This window comes from Xanthomonas theicola (assembly GCF_014236795.1).
GTDB lineage: Bacteria > Pseudomonadota > Gammaproteobacteria > Xanthomonadales > Xanthomonadaceae > Xanthomonas_A > Xanthomonas_A theicola.
The window spans coordinates 3,051,284-3,068,704 of record NZ_CP049017.1; the positions used below are offsets into that span (position 1 = coordinate 3,051,284).

Consider the following 17,421-nt stretch of genomic DNA (forward strand, 5'->3'; position numbering starts at 1 on the left):
CTACGACATGCCTTCGAAGAACAGTTCGATCGCCATCACCAGCGCGTCCTCGCGGCCGTTGGCGGCGGGATAGTAGCGCGGGCGGCGGCCGATCTCGTTGAAGCCTTCGCTGTGGTACAGCGCGATCGCGCTGGGATTGGACGGGCGCACTTCCAGGAACACGCGGCGCGCGCCCAGGTCGGCGCCGTACTTGATCAGCGCGCGCAGCAGCAGGCGGCCGTAGCCGCGCGATTGCCGTTCCGGCGCGACGCAGACGTTGAGGATGTGCGCCTCGCCGGCGGCCACGCTGATCACGCCGTAGCCGACGATCCGGCCCTGCTCCAGCAGCACCCAGCCCGGATAGCCGGCCTGCAGGCAGTCGCGGAAGATGCCGCGCGTCCACGGGAACGGATAGGCGCGGCGTTCGATCTCCATCACCGTCTCCAGATCGGCCTCGCGCAGCGCGCGCAGCGTCGCCGCGGCCGGCGAGGACGCCGAGCCCAGCGCGCTCATCGCGGCGCCTGCTTGCGCAGCGCACGCAGCTGCGGCCACAGCGCGCGCTTGGCGGCGGCGTTGCCGCGCAGTTCGGCCAGCGGCCAGGTCGCCATCAGCGTCTGCGTGGCCGGGTCGTTCGGATTGCGCCCGGAGGCCCGCAGCAGCGCGATCTGCAGGCGGTCGGGCAGGCGCAGGCCGGCACGGCGTGCGGCCGGCGCGGGCGCCGTGCGCCGCGGCTCGGGATCGTCCGCGGGCGCCGCCGGCGCCAGGCCCCGCGCCGACGGCTGGGCAGGCGTCGGCGATGGCGCCGCCGCGCGCGGCGCATGGGTCGGCGCGGCGCGCTCGGCCGGCACCATGGGCGCCGGCGCGCCAGCGGCGGCGGCGCGCGCCTCGGCCTGCGCTGCCTGCGCGACGGCCGCGTCGGCGCCCAGATAGAGCGTATGCCCTAGCGCCTGCAGCCAACCGTGCTGCTCGGGCGACCACAATGGCGCGGAACCGGCCATCGCCTCGCTCACGCCGCGTCCGGCAGCTTGCGCCAGCGCCGCCACAGCCAGTAGCCGGGACCGGACAGCGCGTACAGCACGCCGATCGCCAGCAACGCGCGCGACAGGTCGATGACCAGTACCGCGATCACCACCGACGCCAGCACCAGCATCAGGAACGGCACCCGGTCGGCGCGCGGGCCGTTCTTGGCGCCGCCCTTGAAGCTCCAGAAGCGGATGCGGCTGACCATCAGCAGCGCCGCGACCACGGTCAGGCCCAGCGCCACGTAGCGCAGCTGCTCACCGTCCCAGCCGAGGTTGCCGTCGGCGAACGCCCACACGAAGGCCATCATCAGTCCCGCCGCGGCCGGGCTGGCCAGGCCGACGAACCAGCGCTTGTCGACGGTGCCGACCTGGGTATTGAAACGCGCCAGACGCAGCGCGGCGCAGGCCGCATACAGGAATGCCGCCGACCAGCCGACCCGGCCCATCACGCTGCCGTCGAACTTCAGCGCCGACAGCGACCAGTGGTACATCACCAGCGCCGGGGCCATGCCGAAGCTGACCAGGTCCGCCAGCGAGTCGTACTGCACGCCGAATTCGCTGCTGGTGCCGGTCAGCCGCGCCACCCGCCCGTCCAGCCCGTCCATCACCGCGGCGACGAACACCGCCACGCTGGCCTGCACGAACTGGCCGTTGGCGGCGGCGATGATGGCGTAGAAGCCGGAGAACAGGCCGGCGGTGGTGAACAGGTTCGGCAGCAGGTAGATGGTGCGCGAACGGGGAGGCGGTCGGGATGGGTCCATGCCGGGCAGTTTAATCGACTTGCCAGGCCCGTCGGCGGGTGTTGCAATCGGCGCCTCGCCCCGTGCCCTGGAGAACGCGATGCGCGCCCTGCCCCGGCTTTGCTGCCTGTCCCTGCTCGCCGCCAGCGGCGTGACCGGCGCCACCACCCTGTACCAATGGAAGGACGCGCAGGGCGTCACCCACTATTCGGAGAGCCCGCCGCCGGGCGGCAAGTACCAGGCGCGGCGGGTCGGCAGCCACGGCGGCGCCCCGGCCGAGGCCGCCCAGGTCGACGCGCCGGCCGAGAACGGCAGTTGCCTGAGCGCGCGCAAGAACCTGGACATCCTCGGCAAGCCGGGCAAGGTGCTGACCGACAGCGACGGCGACGGCAAGCCGAATGGGGAACTGGACGAGGCCCAGCGCGCAGCGCAGAAATCCCTGGCCGAAGCGGCGATCAAGGCCTACTGCCCGCAGCCGGCCGCGGCCGAGTGAGCGCGCGCGGCCGCCGCGCATTCCCGCAGTGCCGGCAATGACTGGCAAAATGGGCTCCCGCCGTCAGCGAAGCCCCTCGATGCGCCTTTCCCAGTTCCACCTGCACACCACCAAGGAAACGCCGGCCGATGCCGAGCTGGTCAGCCACCGGCTGATGCTGCGTGCCGGCATGATCCGCAAGCTGGCTTCCGGCCTGTACACCTGGTCGCCGCTGGGGCTGCGCGTGCTGCGCAAGGTGGAAACGGTGGTCCGCGAGGAAATGAACCATGCCGGCGCCGTGGAAGTGCTGTTCCCGACCATCCAGCCGCGCGAACTATGGGAGGCCACCGGGCGCTGGAAGAAGTTCGGCGGCCTGATGCTGCGGATGAAGGACCGCAAGGAGCAGGAGTACTGCTACAGCCCCACCGCCGAGGAAGCCGCGGCCGACTTCGCGCGCCAGGAGCTGAGCAGCTACAAGCAGCTGCCGGTCAATTTCTACCAGATCCAGACCAAGTTCCGCGACGAGATCCGGCCGCGCTTCGGGGTGATGCGCGCGCGCGAGTTCCTGATGAAGGATGCCTATTCGTTCCACGTCAACGACGCGGACCTGGCGCGCGAATACGAGAACATGAAGGCCGCCTACAGCCGGATCTTCACCCGCCTGGGTCTGGCGTTCCGCGCGGTGCAGGCCGATTCCGGCGACATCGGCGGCGACGCCTCGCAGGAATTCCACGTGCTGGCCGAGTCCGGCGAGGATTCGCTGGCGTTTTCCACCGGGTCGGACTACGCGGCCAACGTCGAGGCCGCGGTCGCCGCCGATCCGGCGCCGCGCGCGGCCGCGCAAGAGGAACTGCGCAAGGTCGACACCCCCACCCAGAAGACCTGCGACGCCGTGGCGCAGTTGCTGGGCATCGCGCTGCAGCGCACGGCCAAGTCGGTCGCGGTCATGGCCGGCGACGTGTTCGTGCTGGCGCTGGTGCGCGGCGACCACGCGGTCAACGAAATCAAGCTGGGCAAGGTCGCCGGCCTGGCCGGCTACCGCATGGCCAGCGACGCCGAGATCCGCGCCCACCTCGGCAGCGAGCCGGGCTTCCTGGGCCCGGTGGCCCCGCGCCGGCCGGTCCGCGTGGTCGCCGACCGCGACGTGGCGGCGATGGCGGACTTCGTGGTCGGCGCCAACGAAGCCGGCTTCCACCTGGCCGGGGTGAACTGGGGCCGCGACCTGCCGGAGCCGGAGACCGTGGCCGACTTGCGCAACGTGGTCGAGGGCGAGCCCGCGCACGACGGTGGGCAGATCCGCCTGGCGCGCGGCATCGAGGTCGGCCACGTGTTCCAGCTCGGGCGCCAGTATGCGCAGGCGCTGGGCGCCACCGTGCTGGACGAGACCGGCAAGACGGTGGCGATGGCGATGGGCTGCTACGGCATCGGCATTTCGCGCATCGTCGCCGCGGCGATCGAGCAGAACCACGACGAGGCCGGCATCCGCTGGCCGCAGCCGATGGCGCCGTGGTCGGTGGCGGTGTGCGTGATCAATCCCAAGCGCGACCCGGCGATCGATGCGGCCGGCGCGGCGCTGCTGGGCGAACTGCGGCAGGCGGGGCTGGATGCCGTGCTCGACGATCGCGGCCTGCGCGCCGGCGCGATGTTCGCGGATATCGAACTGATCGGGATTCCGCACCGCGTGGTGGTTTCCGAGCGCGGCCTGGCCGCAGGCAGCTTCGAGTATCGGGCGCGCAGCGGCGGCGACGCCGAAAACCTGGACCGCGCCGCCCTGCTGGCGCGCCTGCAGGATTGATCGAAAAGGCCGGGGATATACCCCGGCTTTTTTTCGCGGCCGTCGCCGCGACATTTCCTGCACCGGTATTCCCCACCGAACCGGGCCGGTACGACGCTTGATTTGACAACCCGAATACGACGCGTATAGATATCATGCGCGCGCCGATTCCCGGCGACCGGCGGTCGGAATAACCGGAATATTTGTCAATCCGATAAAGCGACATTATGATCCTGTCCTAGCCACGGAATGGCGGCATGCCCACCATCCATTTTGCGGAGTAAAGATGACCATCGATCTCAGCGGCCTGTCGGCCAAGCAGTTGGGCGCTCTTATCAAGACGGCCAAGAAACAACAGACCATCGTGGCCAAGCGCACCCCCATCGCCAAGGTCCGCACCCACCTGGCGCGCCTAGCCAAGACGCATGGCTACAGCATCGACGAAGTCTTCGGCGACGCCGCTCCGGTCGCCAAGCGCGGGCGCAAGGCTGCTAACAAACCGGGGCCGAAGCCGGGCCGCAAGCTGGGCAAGGTGGCGCCGAAATACCACAATCCGGCCAATGCGGCGCAAACCTGGACCGGCCGCGGCAAGCAGCCGCGCTGGCTGGCCGAGCAGGTGTCCAAGGGCAGGAAGGTCGAGGATTTCCTGATCGCGACAACAACCAAGCCGACAACGCCGGCCAAGAAGACCGCCAAGAAAGCGAGCAAGAAAGTCGCCAAGAAAGCGACCAGGTCCGCCGCTCTCAGAGACTGATCCGGGATCGACCGATTGCATGGAAAACGCCGGTGCGAACCGGCGTTTTCCATGCCCGCCGCGATGGCCGCGACGCTACAGATTCTTCCGCGCCGGCACCAGCAGGTTGCCGAACAGCAGGCCGGCCACCAGCGCCATCACGATGTTGGTCACCGCCAGCAGCGCCGACTGCCCGCCGAGCACGTCCTGCTGCTGCACCAGCGTCAGCAACCCGCGCAGGCTGGCGCTGCCCGGCACCAGCATGATGATGCCGGGCAGCCGGACCAGCGCGCCCGGCCGCTGCACCACCCGGCCGAACAGGTTGCCGGCCGCGGTCAGCGACATCGCCGACAGGAAGATGCCGACCGGGCTGCCCCAGGCCTCGCCGGCGACGCGCGCGATCACGTAGCCGGCCGCCGAGGCCGCCATCACCCACGGATAATCACGGCCGCTGGCCTTGAACAGCAGCGCGAACGCATACGACGCGACCAGCAGCGCCCCCCATTCCACCCACAGCGTCTGCGGCCGCGACGCGTGCACCATCGGCTGCAGGCCCAGCAGCTTGGCCAGGGTCACCGCGATCACCGCCCCCACGGTCAGCTTGAGGATGGTGGTCACCGCGCCGGCGAAGCGCGCCGTTCCCGATACCCAGTGCTGACTGGTGAGTTCGTTGACCGCGTTGGTCAGCGCCATCCCCGGCAGCAGCACCACCAGCGAGGCGATGATCACCGAGTTGAGGTTCAGCGGCGCCACGAAGGTGGCCACCAGCGCGGCGACGAAGCCGGCCAGCAGCGCCGCCAGCGCCTCGTTGGCTTCCTTGGCCGCCGGACGCGTGTCGGTGAGCTGGGTCAGCCCGCCGATCAGCAGGCCGATCGCGGTGGCGGTGGCGATGTCCGGCCAAGGCAGCCGCCACAGCCCGGCCACGCCGGTCGCGGCCAAGCCGAAGCCGAGCACCTGCATCGCCTTCCAGCGGCGCCCGGGCGGGCGGTCCAGCTGGCGCAGCGCGGTATGCCCCTGGGCCACGCTCATGCGCCCGCTGGCGACGTCGTCGGCGATACTGTCGGCGACGCTGAGCTTGTGCAGGTCGTTGTCGCCCGGCGCCAACCGCACCACGCGGGTGATGTCGCTGGAGCCGATCGCCTTGGTCGGATCGCTGAAGCTGAGGATCAGCCCGGTCGGGTTGGACCAGGGCTCGCAGTCCAGGTCCAGTTGCTGCGACAACGCCACCACGGCCGCCTCCAGGCGTTGCGCAGTGGTGCCGTAGGTGTGCAGGCGGCCGGCGATCTCGGAGACGAAGGCGATCCGCTGTGCATAAGTGGCGTTGGTGGACGGGCTGACGATGGCGGCGGCGGGCATGCCGGCTAGGACCTGACGGCGGCGCCGGGAACGGCCGCGGCGGCGGCGCGCCGATCGCCATGCGTGGCGCCGCCAAGCGCCGTCTCCCGGCGCGCGGCGCCGACGGCCGCCCGGCACGTCGCGCTTGCGCGCGCGCGCGGCTGTGTCGTCACCACGTCGCTTATCGGCATAGGTTCCCTCGCTGTTCCTGACCGCGCGCGCAAGCGCGGCGCGGCCTGTTTCGATCGCTTCGACAGGCCCTAGTATGGCGTGAACGCCGCGCGCAGCCACCCTGTCGCGCGCGACGACATTGCAACGGCGGCGAAACAGGTATGCTCGCGTCCGGACTCCCCGGCCCCCCATGATCGAACCCCAACCGCCTATCCTCCGCCAGGACGACCAGGATCCCTCGCAGGTACGGCTGTCCGGCAGTTGGACGCTGGCCACCGCGCTGGCGTCCTCGGAAGTGCTGCGCGCGTTGCCGCCCGGCACCAGCGGCATCGACGCCAGCGACATCGGCCAGCTCGATTCGGCCGGCGTACTACAGCTGATGCGCCACGCCACCCGCAACGGCATCGCCCCCGAGGCGCTGCACTTCCGCCAGGACCACCAGGCGCTGGTCAGCACCATCGAGGACGTCGCCGACGACCGCCCCAAGCGCAAGCGCGACTATGGGTTCGCCGCGGCGCTGGAGCGGCTGGGCTACGCGGTGCACCGCAACGGCAAGGAAATCGTCGCGCTGGTCGGCTTTCTCGGCGAGACCCTGGTCAAGCTGCTGCGCCTGATGCATGCGCCGCGGCGCTTCCGCCTGACCTCCACCGTGCACCACATGGAACAGGTCGGACTGGACGCGGTGCCGCTGGTGGCCCTGCTGTCCTATCTGGTCGGCGCGGTGATCGCGTTCCTAGGCTCGACCATCCTGCGCGACTTCGGCGCCGAGATCTATGTGGTGGAACTGGTCAGCATCGCCTTCCTGCGCGAGTTCGCGGTACTGCTGACCGCGATCGTGCTGGCCGGGCGCACCGCCAGCGCGTTCACCGCGCAGATCGGCGCGATGAAGGCGCGGGAGGAGATCGACGCGATCCAGACCCTGGGCCTGGACCCGATGGACCTGCTGGTGATCCCGCGGCTGGTGGCGCTGCTGGTGATGCTGCCGCTGCTGACCTTCGTGGCGATGATCGCCGGCCTGGCCGGCGGCGTCACCGTCGGCGCCTTCGACCTGGGCATCCCGCCGCAGATGTACCTGGCGCGCATGCACGACACCATCCAGTTGCGGCACATGCTGGTGGGGCTGTCGAAGGCGCCGATCTTCGCGATCGTGATCGGCCTGATCGGCTGCCTGGAAGGTCTGCGCGTGGAAGGCACGGCGCAATCGGTCGGCGAGCGCACCACCTCCAGCGTGGTGCAGACGATCTCGCTGGTGATCATCATCGACGCGATCGCCGCGCTGTGGTTCATGAACGTGGGGTGGTGACGTGAGGCCGGGAATCGGGAATCGGACATCGGGAATGGAGAAAGCCGACTGCGTCTGTGCATCCGGCCGGGAGTGCATGCCTTGACGATTCCCGATTCCCCGCTCCCGATTCCCGAAGAAGAACGCGCGATCTCGGTGCGCGGCCTGCTCAATCGCTTCGGCACCCAGACCGTGCACGAAGACCTGGACCTGGACGTGCGCCGCGGCGAGATCCTCGGCGTGGTCGGCGGCTCGGGCACCGGCAAGTCGGTGCTGATGCGCAGCATCCTCGGCCTGCGCGATCCCGACGCCGGCCGCATCCGCGTGCTCGGCGTGGACACCGACTCCAAGCGCCGCGAAGACCGCCTGCACGTGGAGCGCAATACCGGGGTGCTGTTCCAGGACGGCGCGCTGTTCTCCTCGCTGAGCGTGGGCGAGAACGTGCAGGTGCCGCTGAAGGAGCACTTCGGCGAACTGCCCGACAGCTGGCATTACGAACTGGCGCTGCTGAAGGTGAAGCTGGCCGGACTGCCGGCCGATGCGATCAACAAACTGCCCTCGCAGCTGTCCGGCGGCATGCGCAAGCGCGCCGGGCTGGCGCGCGCGCTGGCGCTGGATCCGCCGCTGCTGTTCCTGGACGAACCCACCGCGGGGCTGGACCCGATCGGCGCGGCCGCCTTCGACCGCCTGATCCGCACTCTGCAGGAAGCGCTGGGGCTGACCGTGTTCCTCATCACCCACGATCTGGACACCTTGTACGCTATCTGCGACCGCGTAGCGGTGCTGGCCGACCGCAAGGTCATCGCCGCCGCCCCGCTGGCCGAAATCGAGCAAGTCGACCATCCATGGATCCAGGAGTATTTCCACGGCCCGCGCGCGCGCGCGGCCCGCGGCGCCAAAACCGCCTGGACCGAGAACGCCTGAGCAATGGAAACCAAAGCCAACTACGTCCTGATCGGCGCCTTCACCATCGTGGCCGGGCTCGCCCTGCTGCTGTTCGGGCTGTGGGCGGCCAAGTATTCGTCCGACCGCACCTGGCAGGAATACCGGGTGGTGTTCCGCGAGGCGGTCACCGGCCTGTCGGTGGGCAGCCCGGTGCAATACAACGGCATCGCGGTCGGCTCGATCACCGAACTGACCCTGGCGCCGAACGACCCGCGCCAGGTGATGGCGCGGGTGCGGCTGAACTCGACCACGCCGATCAAGAGCGACACCCGCGCCAAGCTGGGCATCACCAGCCTGACCGGGCCGTCGATCATCCAGCTCTCCGGCGGCACTCCCGAAGCGCCGTCGCTGACCTCGATCGACAGCAGCGACGCGCCGATCATCCAGACCACGCCGTCGGCGCTGCAGAACATCACCGATACCGCCAACCGCATCGTCGAACGCCTGGACGAGGTGCTCAGCGATCGCAACGTGGCCAGCATCGCCGCCACGCTGCACAACCTGGAGACGATCAGCGGTTCGCTGGCCGACCGCGACCAGGGCATGCAGTCGCTGATCCTCAGCGCGCGCGATGCCGCGCGCAATCTCGACGTGACCTTGAAGACCACCAACGGCACCATCCAGCGCCTGGACCGGAACCTTGTGCAGCAGTTGCCGCCGATCCTGGACCAGCTGGAAACCACGCTGAGCAAGCTGGATTCGGCCGCCGGCAACGCCGACAAGATCCTGGGCGAGAACCGCGCCTCGATCAACAGCTTCGCCAACGACGGCCTGGGCCAGCTCGGCCCGACCCTGACCGAACTGCGCAGGCTGATCCGCGACCTGCGCCGGGTCAGCGACCGCCTGGACAACAACCCCGCGCGCTACCTGCTCGGCCGCGACGCCCCGAAGGAGTTCGAACCCAAATGAAGCCGACGCGCGCCCTCCTGATCGCCGTCCCGGCCCTGCTGCTCGCCAGTTGCTCCGCGCTGACCGGCAGTGGCAAGGACCCGGTGACGATCTACGCGCCCGACGTGCGCGTGGCGCCGGACCCGTCCTGGCCGCAGGTGGCCTGGCAGCTGGCGATCACCAAGCCCAGCGCCGCACGCGTGGTCGACAGCCCGCGCATCGCAGTGCGGCCCAGCCCTGACGAACTGCAGGTGTACAGCGGCGTCAGCTGGGCGCAGCCGGCCACCGACATGCTCGAAGACACGCTGCTGCGCGCGTTCGAGGATTCCGGGCGCATCCCCGGCGTGGCCCGGCTCGGCACCGGCATCCGCGCCGACTACAAGCTGGTGCTGGACCTGCGCCGCTTCGAATCCGACTACGCCGGCCGCGAGGTACCCTCGGCCACGATCGAACTCAACGCCAAGCTGCTGTACACGCCCGACCAGCGCGTGGTCGCCTCGCGCACCTTCCTTGCCGCGCAGCCGGCGGCCGGCACCGCCCAGGCGCAGGTCGCCGACGCCTTCGGCCAGGCGCTGGCGCAGCTGACCGGCGACGTGGTCGGCTGGACCCTGCAACAGGGGCAAACGGATGCCGCGAAGGCGCTGGCGCCGCAGCCGATGATCGTACCGGTACCGCGACACTGATCCCAGAGCGCTTTTGATTTAACTATATCCAAGCGATAGCTAGCCTTGGTTTCCCCGAGGAAGTGGCGATGCGTGCCTATTCACAAGGCTTGCGCGACCGTGTTCTGGGAGCATTGGAACGCGGTGAAGGTGCGACGGCCATCGCCAGGCGCTACGAAGTGAGCCGCGTGTGGGTGTATCAAGTCCGCAGGCGATGGGAAAAAAGAAGGGCAGCGCCAGAGTCTGCCGATGGGCGGTCATCGACGATCGTCGATCGCGCACAAGGAAGCGCAGATTCGGCAGTGGATTGCTGCGACGCCGGACCTGACGCTGGTGGAGTTGAGCGAGCGTCGGGTCGGGGAAGGGATGGAGCTCGAGGTGCCGGCGCTGTGGCATCGACTCGACAGGCGGGGTTTGAGTTTTAAACAAAACGCTGCAGGCCGGCGAGCGATCTCGCGCCGACGTGCAACAGGCGCGGATTGAGTGGGCGCACGATCAGCCCCGGTGGGATTCAACGCACCTGGCGCTTCTGGACGACACAGCGACGACGACCCGCATGACGCGACGGCGAGGGCGTTCGCCACGCGGCCAGCGCTGTATCGCCTCGGCCCCCTACGGTCACTGGAAGACCACCGCCTTCATTGCCGGCTTACGCCATGATGCGATCACCGACCCATGGGGATTGGACGACCCAATGAATGGCGCTGCTTTTCTCGCCTATATCCAAAGGCGCCTGTGCCCCACCCTGCGCCCGGGCGACATCGTGGTCGCCGACGACCTGTCATGCCACTGAAAGTGGCCGGTGTCAGGGAAGCGATCGAAGCGGTCGGCGCCACCTTATTGATCAGAGATACATGATCTTGAATCCAGCTGCATAGCGGATCGGTTTATGCATGAAATAGCGAGCGACACGCTGTGGCGATTTCTGGAGACCACGCAGATGGCTGATGACCGCTTTCTTGAACTGTCCCTTGGTCCGCGCCGGAACTTGTTTCATCGCGTTCGCCTTCGGATCGGCGTTGAGCATCTCGTCGGGGTTCGGCTCCGGGCTGTACGACGGCAGGTAGAACACGTCGATCTCCTGGACGTGCTCGGCCAGCCACGCCTCGACCGGCTTGGCATGATGAACCTTCAGGTTGTCGAGAATCAGAAACACCTTCTTGCTGCGCATGTCTTCGATCGGCCGCTTCAGGAAATCGAGCGGGATATCGGCGTTCATCGCATCCTCGAAGACTTTCCAGCGCACCTGGCCGCGATTGGTCGCCGTCGACGTCACCGACAGGCCTTCGCGTCGGCTCGCCACGCGCCGCTCGGGCGTCTTGCCCATCGGTGCGTAGGAGCGGCCTCGTACATCGTCCAAGCCCAGCCCCGTTTCCTCGCCCCACTGGATTTGCGCGCCTTCGGTTTTTGAATCGCCCCGACTTTCGCGGAGGCTATTTGGTTTAAGTTAAGCCGGCATCAAGGCAGTGCTCATGAATTGGCTGTAGTAGTTTGCCTCAGCTTCTGCCGGAGGGATATAGCCGATGGATTCCAGCAGTCGATGATGGTTGAACCAGGCCACCCATTCGAGCGTGGCCAGTTCGACGGATTCCCTGGTTTTCCAGGGTCCACGACGATGAATCAATTCCGCCTTGTATAGACCATTGATGGTTTCGGCCAAGGCGTTGTCGTAGCTGTCCCCACGACTGCCAACCGATGGCGCAATGCCGGCTTCGGCCAATCGTTCGCTGTAGCGAATTCCAACATATTGCGATCCTCTGTCGGAATGATGGATCAGGCTAACCTTGCTCTCCGGTTGGCGAGCATAGAGCGCCTGTTCCAGTGCATCCAGGACGAAGTCCGTCGTCATGCGGCTGCTCACGCGCCAGCCAACGATACGCCGGGCATACACGTCGATAACGAAGGCGACGTACAGCCAACCTTGCCAAGTCGATACATAGGTAAAGTCGGAGACCCAAAGCTGATTGGGACGATCCGCCTTGAACTGACGATTGACTCGGTCCAGCGGGCATGACGCCTTCGGATCGGCACGCGTGGTGCGAATATGTTTGCCGCGCCGTGCTCCCTGAAGTCCTTGCTGACGCATCAATCTCTCCACCGTACAACGTGCGATAGCAATGCCTTCACGGTTCAACTGCCGCCAGACCTTATCGGCACCATACACGCGCATGTTGGCGTGCCACACCCGGTCGATCTCAATACGCAGTACCGCGTCGCGCTGGCTGCGGGCGCAACACAATTGAGGGTTACGTTGCCGCGCTGCATAACGCCGGTACGCCGATGGGGCAACCTGCAATACCTTGCAGATCGGCTCGACCCCGTGGCCATCCCGGTAGCGATCGATATAAGTATTTACGACTTCAGTTTGCGGTCGAGCTCCGCCTGCGCGAAAAAAACACTAGCGGTCTTGAGAATCTCGTTGGCTCGACGCAATTCCTTGACCTCACGCTCCAGTGCCTTGAGACGTTCACGCTCAGCAGTGCTGATGCCATCCCGCTCGCCGCTATCTATCTCGGAGCGCTTGACCCAGTCCAGCAGCGTCTGAGGCGTGCAGCCTATCATTGGTGCAATCGATTCGACCGCAGCCCACGTCGATGAATGCTCGCCGCGTTGCTCCCGAACCAGGCACACCGCACGCTCGCGGACTTCAGGGGAAAACTTGCTTGATTTCTTGTTCATGGCTCTATTCTCTCAAGAGTTCGAGCCTCCTCAAAATCCGGGGCGGTTCATTTTGCCCGGCGCGCCATCTCCGGGGACGTCTCGCTCCGCCATGCCTGCACCGCTTCCGTCGCTGCTCGCAGGCCCGCCTCATCGGCTTTTGCGGTGTGAAGCCCCAGCGCGCCGGATACAGGCCGACACCCTGCCATGTCAGCGTCAAACCGCATCGCGGCCGGATCAACGCCCGCACGGCATGTCGCCTCCAAAACGCGAACGACATCTTCGACTGGCCCGGCATCCGCTCGCGCACCAGGACGCGAAGGCCCACTCCCTGTTGCTGCGTCAGCGCGCAACCTCCATTCACCGAACGTCCGCCGGGTTCGTCGCGCAAGGCCGTCGCGCCTTCGAGCGCAGATCGCTTGCAGATGTCGAACACCCCCGTACGGGACAGGTCCGTCTGCTCGGCAATCTCTTCGTAGGTCCAGCCGCGCTTGCGCAGGGCGATCGCCTGCCGACGCCGCTCTTCCCGTGCCTCACGAGGAAGCGATCTCATGTCGCGTTTTTCCATGTCCCCCACAGGAGAAGCGATTTCCAGATGTCAAGATCAACTATTTCGAATCAATAGCTCTACTTGCCACCGCACCGCCCGACCTCCATCCGATCGAGACGATGTTCTCCAAGCGCAAGGCCCTTTTACGCAAAGCCGCCAAGCGAACCGTGGATGCTTTGCGGACCGAGATCGGCACACGACTGGATGTGTCCACGTCTCACGAATGCTCCAACGACTTCGCTTCATGCGAATACGTAAATAGATAAATCGAAAATGCTCTAAGGATAGTCTGATCAACGCGGTCGGAGGATGAGGCAAGCCATATCGACCACGCCCACGGCGCTCAGACCCTCGGTTTTTCGCCGTTTCCGGCGCATTTCCGGGGTATTTCCCGGATTACAGGCACACCCTCCCCACGACAGGCAGCAACTGCTTTCGCTTCAGCCACAGGTTCGACAGCGCAAACAGCGTCAGCACTTGCGCCGTGTTCTTCGCCAGGCCGCGATAGCGCACCTTGACGTAGCCAAACTGGCGCTTGATCACCCGGAACGGATGCTCCACCTTCGCCCTCAGGCTGGCCTTGGCGTGCTCCCAGCGCTGTGCCCACTTCAATTCGCGCTTGCTCTTGATCTGCTTCAGCTTCGAGGGCTTCTCCGCGATCAGATAGCGCAGCTTGCGCTTGCTCGCCATCTCCTCGCGCTTGGCCAGCCCGGTGTAGCCGCTGTCGCCGCATACCGTGTCTTCCTTGCCGTGCAGCAGCTTGTGCGCCTGGGTGATATCTGCGGCGTTGGCCGCCGTGCATTCCAAGTGGTGCACCAGCCCGGACTCATCGTCCACGCCGATGTGCGCTTTCATCCCGAAGTAGTACTGATTGCCCTTCTTGGTCTGGTGCATTTCCGGGTCGCGCTCGCCGTTCTTGTTCTTGGTCGAGCTGGGCGCGGCAATGATCGTGGCGTCCACGATGGTGCCGCCGCGCAGGCTCTGGCCCTTGCGCGATAGGTGCGCGTTGACCCGGTTGAACAGCGTGCGCGCCAGATCGTGCGTCTCCAGCAACCGGCGGAAGTTGAGGATCGTGGTCTCGTCCGGCACCTCATCCAACCCGCCGATCCTGGCGAAACGGCGCATCGACGCCGTGTCGTACAAGGCTTCTTCCGCGCCCGGGTCGCTCAGTGCGTACCACTGCTGCAGAAAGTGGATGCGCAGCATTGTCTCCAGCGGGTACGGCTGACGGCCCGGATGGCCCGACTTCGGATAGTGCGGCGCGATCAGCGCCAGCAGGTCTTTCCACGGCACCACCTGATCCATCTCGGCCAGCAACCTTTCGCGCCGCGTCTGCTTGCGCTTGCCGTTGTACTCCGCGTCGCCGAAAGACAATTGCATCGTCGTTGTCCTGTTGGGCTTTGTACGATTGTCGCAGGATCAGAGGGAGTTGTTCAGACCATCCCTAACGGTGCGTCGCTGCGGTGATGCGGCCATGAAGGCCCTGGCCCGACCCGGCCAGCTCCGCTTGCCCTGCACCCCCGGGGGTCCGGCCGCAGCGAAAGCGGCCTATTCTTCGTAGCTCAGCACCATGCCCGGGCGCAGCACGCTGCGTGCGGAAAGGCCGTTCTTCGTCAGCAGCGTTTGCACGGTGATGCCGTAACGCTTGGCGATGTTCCAGGCGGTATCGCCGTTGCGGACCGTGTGGGTGCGGCGCGGTTCGGCCGCAGTGTGGGCGCGGCGGCGCGGCGGCGCGGGCTCGGTGGCGCGGGCGAGGCTCCTGTCCGTCGCTGTCTCGACCTGCGGTTGCGTTGCCGCCAGCGCATCGGCGGCGGTCGTGGCGGCACTGCCGCCGACGCCTGCCGGTACCAGTACCGGCAGCGTACGCTTGCTGCTACGCGCGCTGCCCAGCGCCGGGTTCAGGCGCGCGACTTGGTTGCCCTGCAGCGCCTGCTGCCGCGCCCAGTCGTCCAGCGCCATGCCGGCCGGCAGGGTGCGCGCCTGCAGGATCGGCACCTCGCGGTCCAGCGAGACCATCCATTCGTCGCGGGTCTGCGCCTGTTCCAACACGCAAGCCAGCGCGTGCAGCTTCTCGACGTAGGCGTAGGTGATCGGCGACAGCCCCGGCAGCTTGTCCGGCTGCGCGTTCTGCGCGTTCATGCCGGCACGGCGCATCGACTGCAGTATGCGGTACTCGCCGGCGTTGTAGGCCATGATCGCCAAGCGCCAGTCGCCGCCGAACATGCCATGCAAGGTCTTCAGGTAGCGCACCGCGGCGCGGGTGGAATCGACCGCGGACAGGCGCCCGTCGTAGCCGCCTTCGACCGGGATGTCGTGGTTGCGCGCGGTGCCGGCGATGAACTGCCAGAGCCCGGCCGGACCGCCGGTGTTGCGCGCGGCAGGGCGATAGCCGCTCTCCACGAACGGGATCAGCGCGAACTCGGTCGGCAGGTCGGCTGCGCGCAGTTCGTCGACCACATAGCCGAACAGCGGCAGCACGTCTTCGTCCTCGTTGGCCAGACGCGCCGGTGCGCGCGAGAACTGTTGCTTCCAGCGCGCGTCGCTGGCGCCGCCGTCGCACTGCGCGTCGGCCAGACCGTCGCGGAAGCTGGCCAGGATGGCGCGGCCGTTGCGTGTGGTCGGCGGCGGCAAGGCCGCGACACCCACCGGCAGGACGTTCAAGCCGGCAACGGTCTGCTCCAGTGCGGCACCGATCGGTACGGTCGCGCTCGCGGGAGGGGCCGCGGCCGATGCCGTCGCCAGCATCAGTGCCGCCGTCAACGCCAGCGACCTCATGCGCGGAATTCGTCCTTCCAGCGCCGCAATTCGGCGAATGCTTCCACGTCGTCGCGGATGCCGCGGCCGAGCCGGGCGCCGACCGCCTGCCGCACCGCCGCCGAGGCGGTGCGCAGGAACGGGTTGGTCGCCACTTCGCTGGCGAGGGCGATGGGAACGGTGGGGCGGGCAGCGTGACGCATGGCCTGGGCTTCCTGATGGCGCTGCCGCAAGGCAGCGTTGGCGGGATCGACCGTGACGGCGAATGCCGCATTGGCCAGGGTGTATTCGTGTCCGCAGCACACCAGGGTGGCGCCGGGCAGGGCAGCCAACCGTTGCAGCGAACCCAGCATCTGGGCCGGCGTACCTTCGAACATACGGCCACAGCCCAGGCTGAACAGGGTATCCCCGCTGAACAGATGGCCGTGGCCGGCATAGGCCACGTGCGAGCGGGTGTGTCCAGGCACGGCAAGGGTCTGTAGCTCCCAGTCCAGTACCCGGACGGTGTCGCCGTCACCGACGCGCTGGCTGGCGATCGGGATCCGCGGCTCGTCCGGGGCGTACACCGGCAGCTCCGGCCAGCGCTCGCGCAACGCAGCCACGCCGCCGATGTGGTCGTGGTGATGATGGGTCAGCAGCACCGCAGCCGGTTGCAGTCCCTGCGCCATCGCCTCGAACACCGGCGCGGCCTGGCCCGGGTCGACCAGCAAGGCCCGGCCGTCCGCGGCGGCGATCGCCCAGATGTAGTTATCCTGAAATGCGGGCAGGGCGATCAGTCGCATAGAATTGGCACCATGCCTGCCGCCCCGTTCCCTCGTCAAGCCGCCGTCTCATCCTGGTTTGACACAGGGGTGGCGCAACAACTGCTCCAGGCCGAGCAACCCTTGATCCTGGATGCCTTGCTCGGCCGCCCCGCGCAGCCTTGGCTGTGGCTGGCGCCGCTGCCGTTCGCGCCGCTGGCGCACGAACTTCCAGGGCGCGGCATGCGCCTGCACCGCACCGTGCGCGGCTATGCCGGCGACCTGGTGTGCACGCTGCCGCTGCCGCTGCCGTCGGAGAGCCTCGGCGCGATCGTGCTGCAGCACGTGCTGGGCGCCGACGCCGCGGCGTTGCTGGAAGAGTGCGAGCGGGTGCTGCTGCCGGGCGGCTGCATCTGGCTGTTCGCGCTCAATGCGATGAGCCCGTACCGGCTGCGCTGGCGCCGGCAGGGCCTGGTGGCGCGGCCGCCAGGCAGCTGGCGCGGCCTGCTGGAGCAGGCCGGGCTGCCATGCACCGATCCGCTGCGCTATCTCGGGCCGGTCTGGCCGACCCGCGGCGCGGCCGGCGCGGCGCCCTCCGGCGCGCCGTTGCGGGCAGTGTGCCTGCTGCAGGCGGAGAAACGCAGCGCCGCCGGCATCGGCCCCATTGCGCTGCGCGCGCCGATACGCTGGCGCGGTTCAGCCGTCTCCATCTGATT

The 17,421-nt window shown here is 67.6% G+C and carries 18 protein-coding genes, 1 pseudogene and 1 other annotated feature; of the genes and pseudogenes, 9 read left to right on the top strand and 10 right to left on the bottom strand.

The annotated features are described in order from the left end of the window. The 3 genes from rimI to pssA are packed head-to-tail and all read right to left on the bottom strand — an operon-like array spanning position 1 to position 1,762. The gene (gene rimI, locus G4Q83_RS14200) at positions 1-492 is read right to left on the bottom strand and encodes a ribosomal protein S18-alanine N-acetyltransferase (protein WP_128418960.1); all 492 of its coding nucleotides are present in this window, start codon (positions 490-492) and stop codon (positions 1-3) included. After that, positions 489-977 carry an alanine acetyltransferase gene (locus tag G4Q83_RS14205; RefSeq protein WP_128418974.1) on the bottom strand — a complete coding sequence of 163 codons (489 nt, stop codon included), beginning with the start codon at positions 975-977 and terminating at the stop codon, positions 489-491. Before G4Q83_RS14205 ends, rimI begins: the two co-directional genes overlap by 4 nt. An 8-nt stretch (positions 978-985) precedes the next feature. Continuing rightward, the gene (pssA, locus tag G4Q83_RS14210; RefSeq protein WP_128418961.1) at positions 986-1,762 is read right to left on the bottom strand and encodes a CDP-diacylglycerol--serine O-phosphatidyltransferase; all 777 of its coding nucleotides are present in this window, start codon (positions 1,760-1,762) and stop codon (positions 986-988) included. Positions 1,763-1,841: 79 nt separating this feature from the next. Here pssA and G4Q83_RS14215 point away from each other — a divergent pair, with 79 nt between their 5' ends. The 3 genes from G4Q83_RS14215 (at position 1,842) to G4Q83_RS14225 (ending at position 4,741) form a co-directional block, all read left to right on the top strand. Then, a complete protein-coding gene (locus G4Q83_RS14215) occupies positions 1,842-2,234 on the top strand; it encodes a DUF4124 domain-containing protein (RefSeq protein ID WP_128418962.1) in 393 nt (130 codons plus the stop codon). 79 nt (positions 2,235-2,313) lie between these two features. Beyond that, positions 2,314-4,008, top strand: coding sequence for a proline--tRNA ligase (locus tag G4Q83_RS14220; RefSeq protein ID WP_128418963.1), 1,695 nt, complete (start codon positions 2,314-2,316; stop codon positions 4,006-4,008). Between the two features lie 265 nt (positions 4,009-4,273). After that, on the top strand, positions 4,274-4,741 hold the full coding sequence (locus G4Q83_RS14225) for an H-NS histone family protein (protein WP_128418964.1): 468 nt from the start codon (positions 4,274-4,276) through the stop codon (positions 4,739-4,741). Positions 4,742-4,816: 75 nt separating this feature from the next. Here the strand turns inward: G4Q83_RS14225 and G4Q83_RS14230 are convergent, their stop codons facing one another. After that, complete coding sequence (locus G4Q83_RS14230; protein ID WP_128418965.1) at positions 4,817-6,076, bottom strand: threonine/serine exporter family protein; 1,260 nt, start codon at positions 6,074-6,076, stop codon at positions 4,817-4,819. Between the two features lie 340 nt (positions 6,077-6,416). Between G4Q83_RS14230 and G4Q83_RS14235 the strand changes: the two genes are divergently transcribed. From G4Q83_RS14235 to G4Q83_RS24670, 5 genes are all read left to right on the top strand, one after another. Then, positions 6,417-7,529 (top strand): ABC transporter permease, encoded by a 1,113-nt coding sequence (locus G4Q83_RS14235; protein ID WP_128418966.1) that lies wholly within the window; start codon positions 6,417-6,419, stop codon positions 7,527-7,529. Between the two features lie 81 nt (positions 7,530-7,610). After that, positions 7,611-8,432 carry an ABC transporter ATP-binding protein gene (locus G4Q83_RS14240; RefSeq protein WP_128418967.1) on the top strand — a complete coding sequence of 274 codons (822 nt, stop codon included), beginning with the start codon at positions 7,611-7,613 and terminating at the stop codon, positions 8,430-8,432. 3 nt (positions 8,433-8,435) lie between these two features. Then, a complete protein-coding gene (locus G4Q83_RS14245; protein ID WP_128418968.1) occupies positions 8,436-9,362 on the top strand; it encodes an MlaD family protein in 927 nt (308 codons plus the stop codon). Continuing rightward, a complete protein-coding gene (locus G4Q83_RS14250; RefSeq protein WP_128418969.1) occupies positions 9,359-10,024 on the top strand; it encodes an ABC-type transport auxiliary lipoprotein family protein in 666 nt (221 codons plus the stop codon). The genes G4Q83_RS14245 and G4Q83_RS14250 overlap by 4 nt, the downstream gene beginning before the upstream one ends. A 535-nt stretch (positions 10,025-10,559) precedes the next feature. After that, the gene (locus tag G4Q83_RS24670; RefSeq protein ID WP_128418970.1) at positions 10,560-10,796 is read left to right on the top strand and encodes a transposase; all 237 of its coding nucleotides are present in this window, start codon (positions 10,560-10,562) and stop codon (positions 10,794-10,796) included. A 51-nt stretch (positions 10,797-10,847) separates the two neighbouring features. Here the strand turns inward: G4Q83_RS24670 and G4Q83_RS14260 are convergent. From G4Q83_RS14260 to gloB, 6 genes and pseudogenes are all read right to left on the bottom strand, one after another. Further along, positions 10,848-11,414, bottom strand: a pseudogene (locus tag G4Q83_RS14260) (IS630 family transposase); the annotation flags it as partial. Between the two features lie 36 nt (positions 11,415-11,450). After that, a protein-coding gene (locus tag G4Q83_RS14265; RefSeq protein WP_185817224.1) for an IS3 family transposase occupies positions 11,451-12,682 on the bottom strand; the annotation gives its coding sequence in 2 pieces (ribosomal slippage) (positions 11,451-12,400 and positions 12,400-12,682; 1,233 coding nt in all). Further along, positions 12,285-12,401: a sequence feature (AL1L pseudoknot), on the bottom strand. It overlaps the preceding gene by 117 nt. Positions 12,683-12,686: 4 nt before the next feature. Then, complete coding sequence (locus tag G4Q83_RS14270) at positions 12,687-13,229, bottom strand: winged helix-turn-helix domain-containing protein (RefSeq protein WP_128422003.1); 543 nt, start codon at positions 13,227-13,229, stop codon at positions 12,687-12,689. 378 nt (positions 13,230-13,607) lie between these two features. After that, the gene (locus G4Q83_RS14275) at positions 13,608-14,591 is read right to left on the bottom strand and encodes an IS5 family transposase (RefSeq protein WP_185817191.1); all 984 of its coding nucleotides are present in this window, start codon (positions 14,589-14,591) and stop codon (positions 13,608-13,610) included. A 168-nt stretch (positions 14,592-14,759) separates the two neighbouring features. Next, entirely contained in the window at positions 14,760-15,986 is a 1,227-nt protein-coding gene (locus tag G4Q83_RS14280; RefSeq protein WP_128419610.1) for a lytic transglycosylase domain-containing protein, read from the bottom strand. Continuing rightward, positions 15,983-16,747, bottom strand: coding sequence for a hydroxyacylglutathione hydrolase (gloB, locus tag G4Q83_RS14285; protein WP_128419609.1), 765 nt, complete (start codon positions 16,745-16,747; stop codon positions 15,983-15,985). Before gloB ends, G4Q83_RS14280 begins: the two co-directional genes overlap by 4 nt. Positions 16,748-16,759: 12 nt before the next feature. Here gloB and G4Q83_RS14290 point away from each other — a divergent pair, with 12 nt between their 5' ends. Next, a complete protein-coding gene (locus tag G4Q83_RS14290) occupies positions 16,760-17,419 on the top strand; it encodes a class I SAM-dependent methyltransferase (RefSeq protein WP_185817225.1) in 660 nt (219 codons plus the stop codon). Positions 17,420-17,421: the final 2 nt, after the last annotated feature.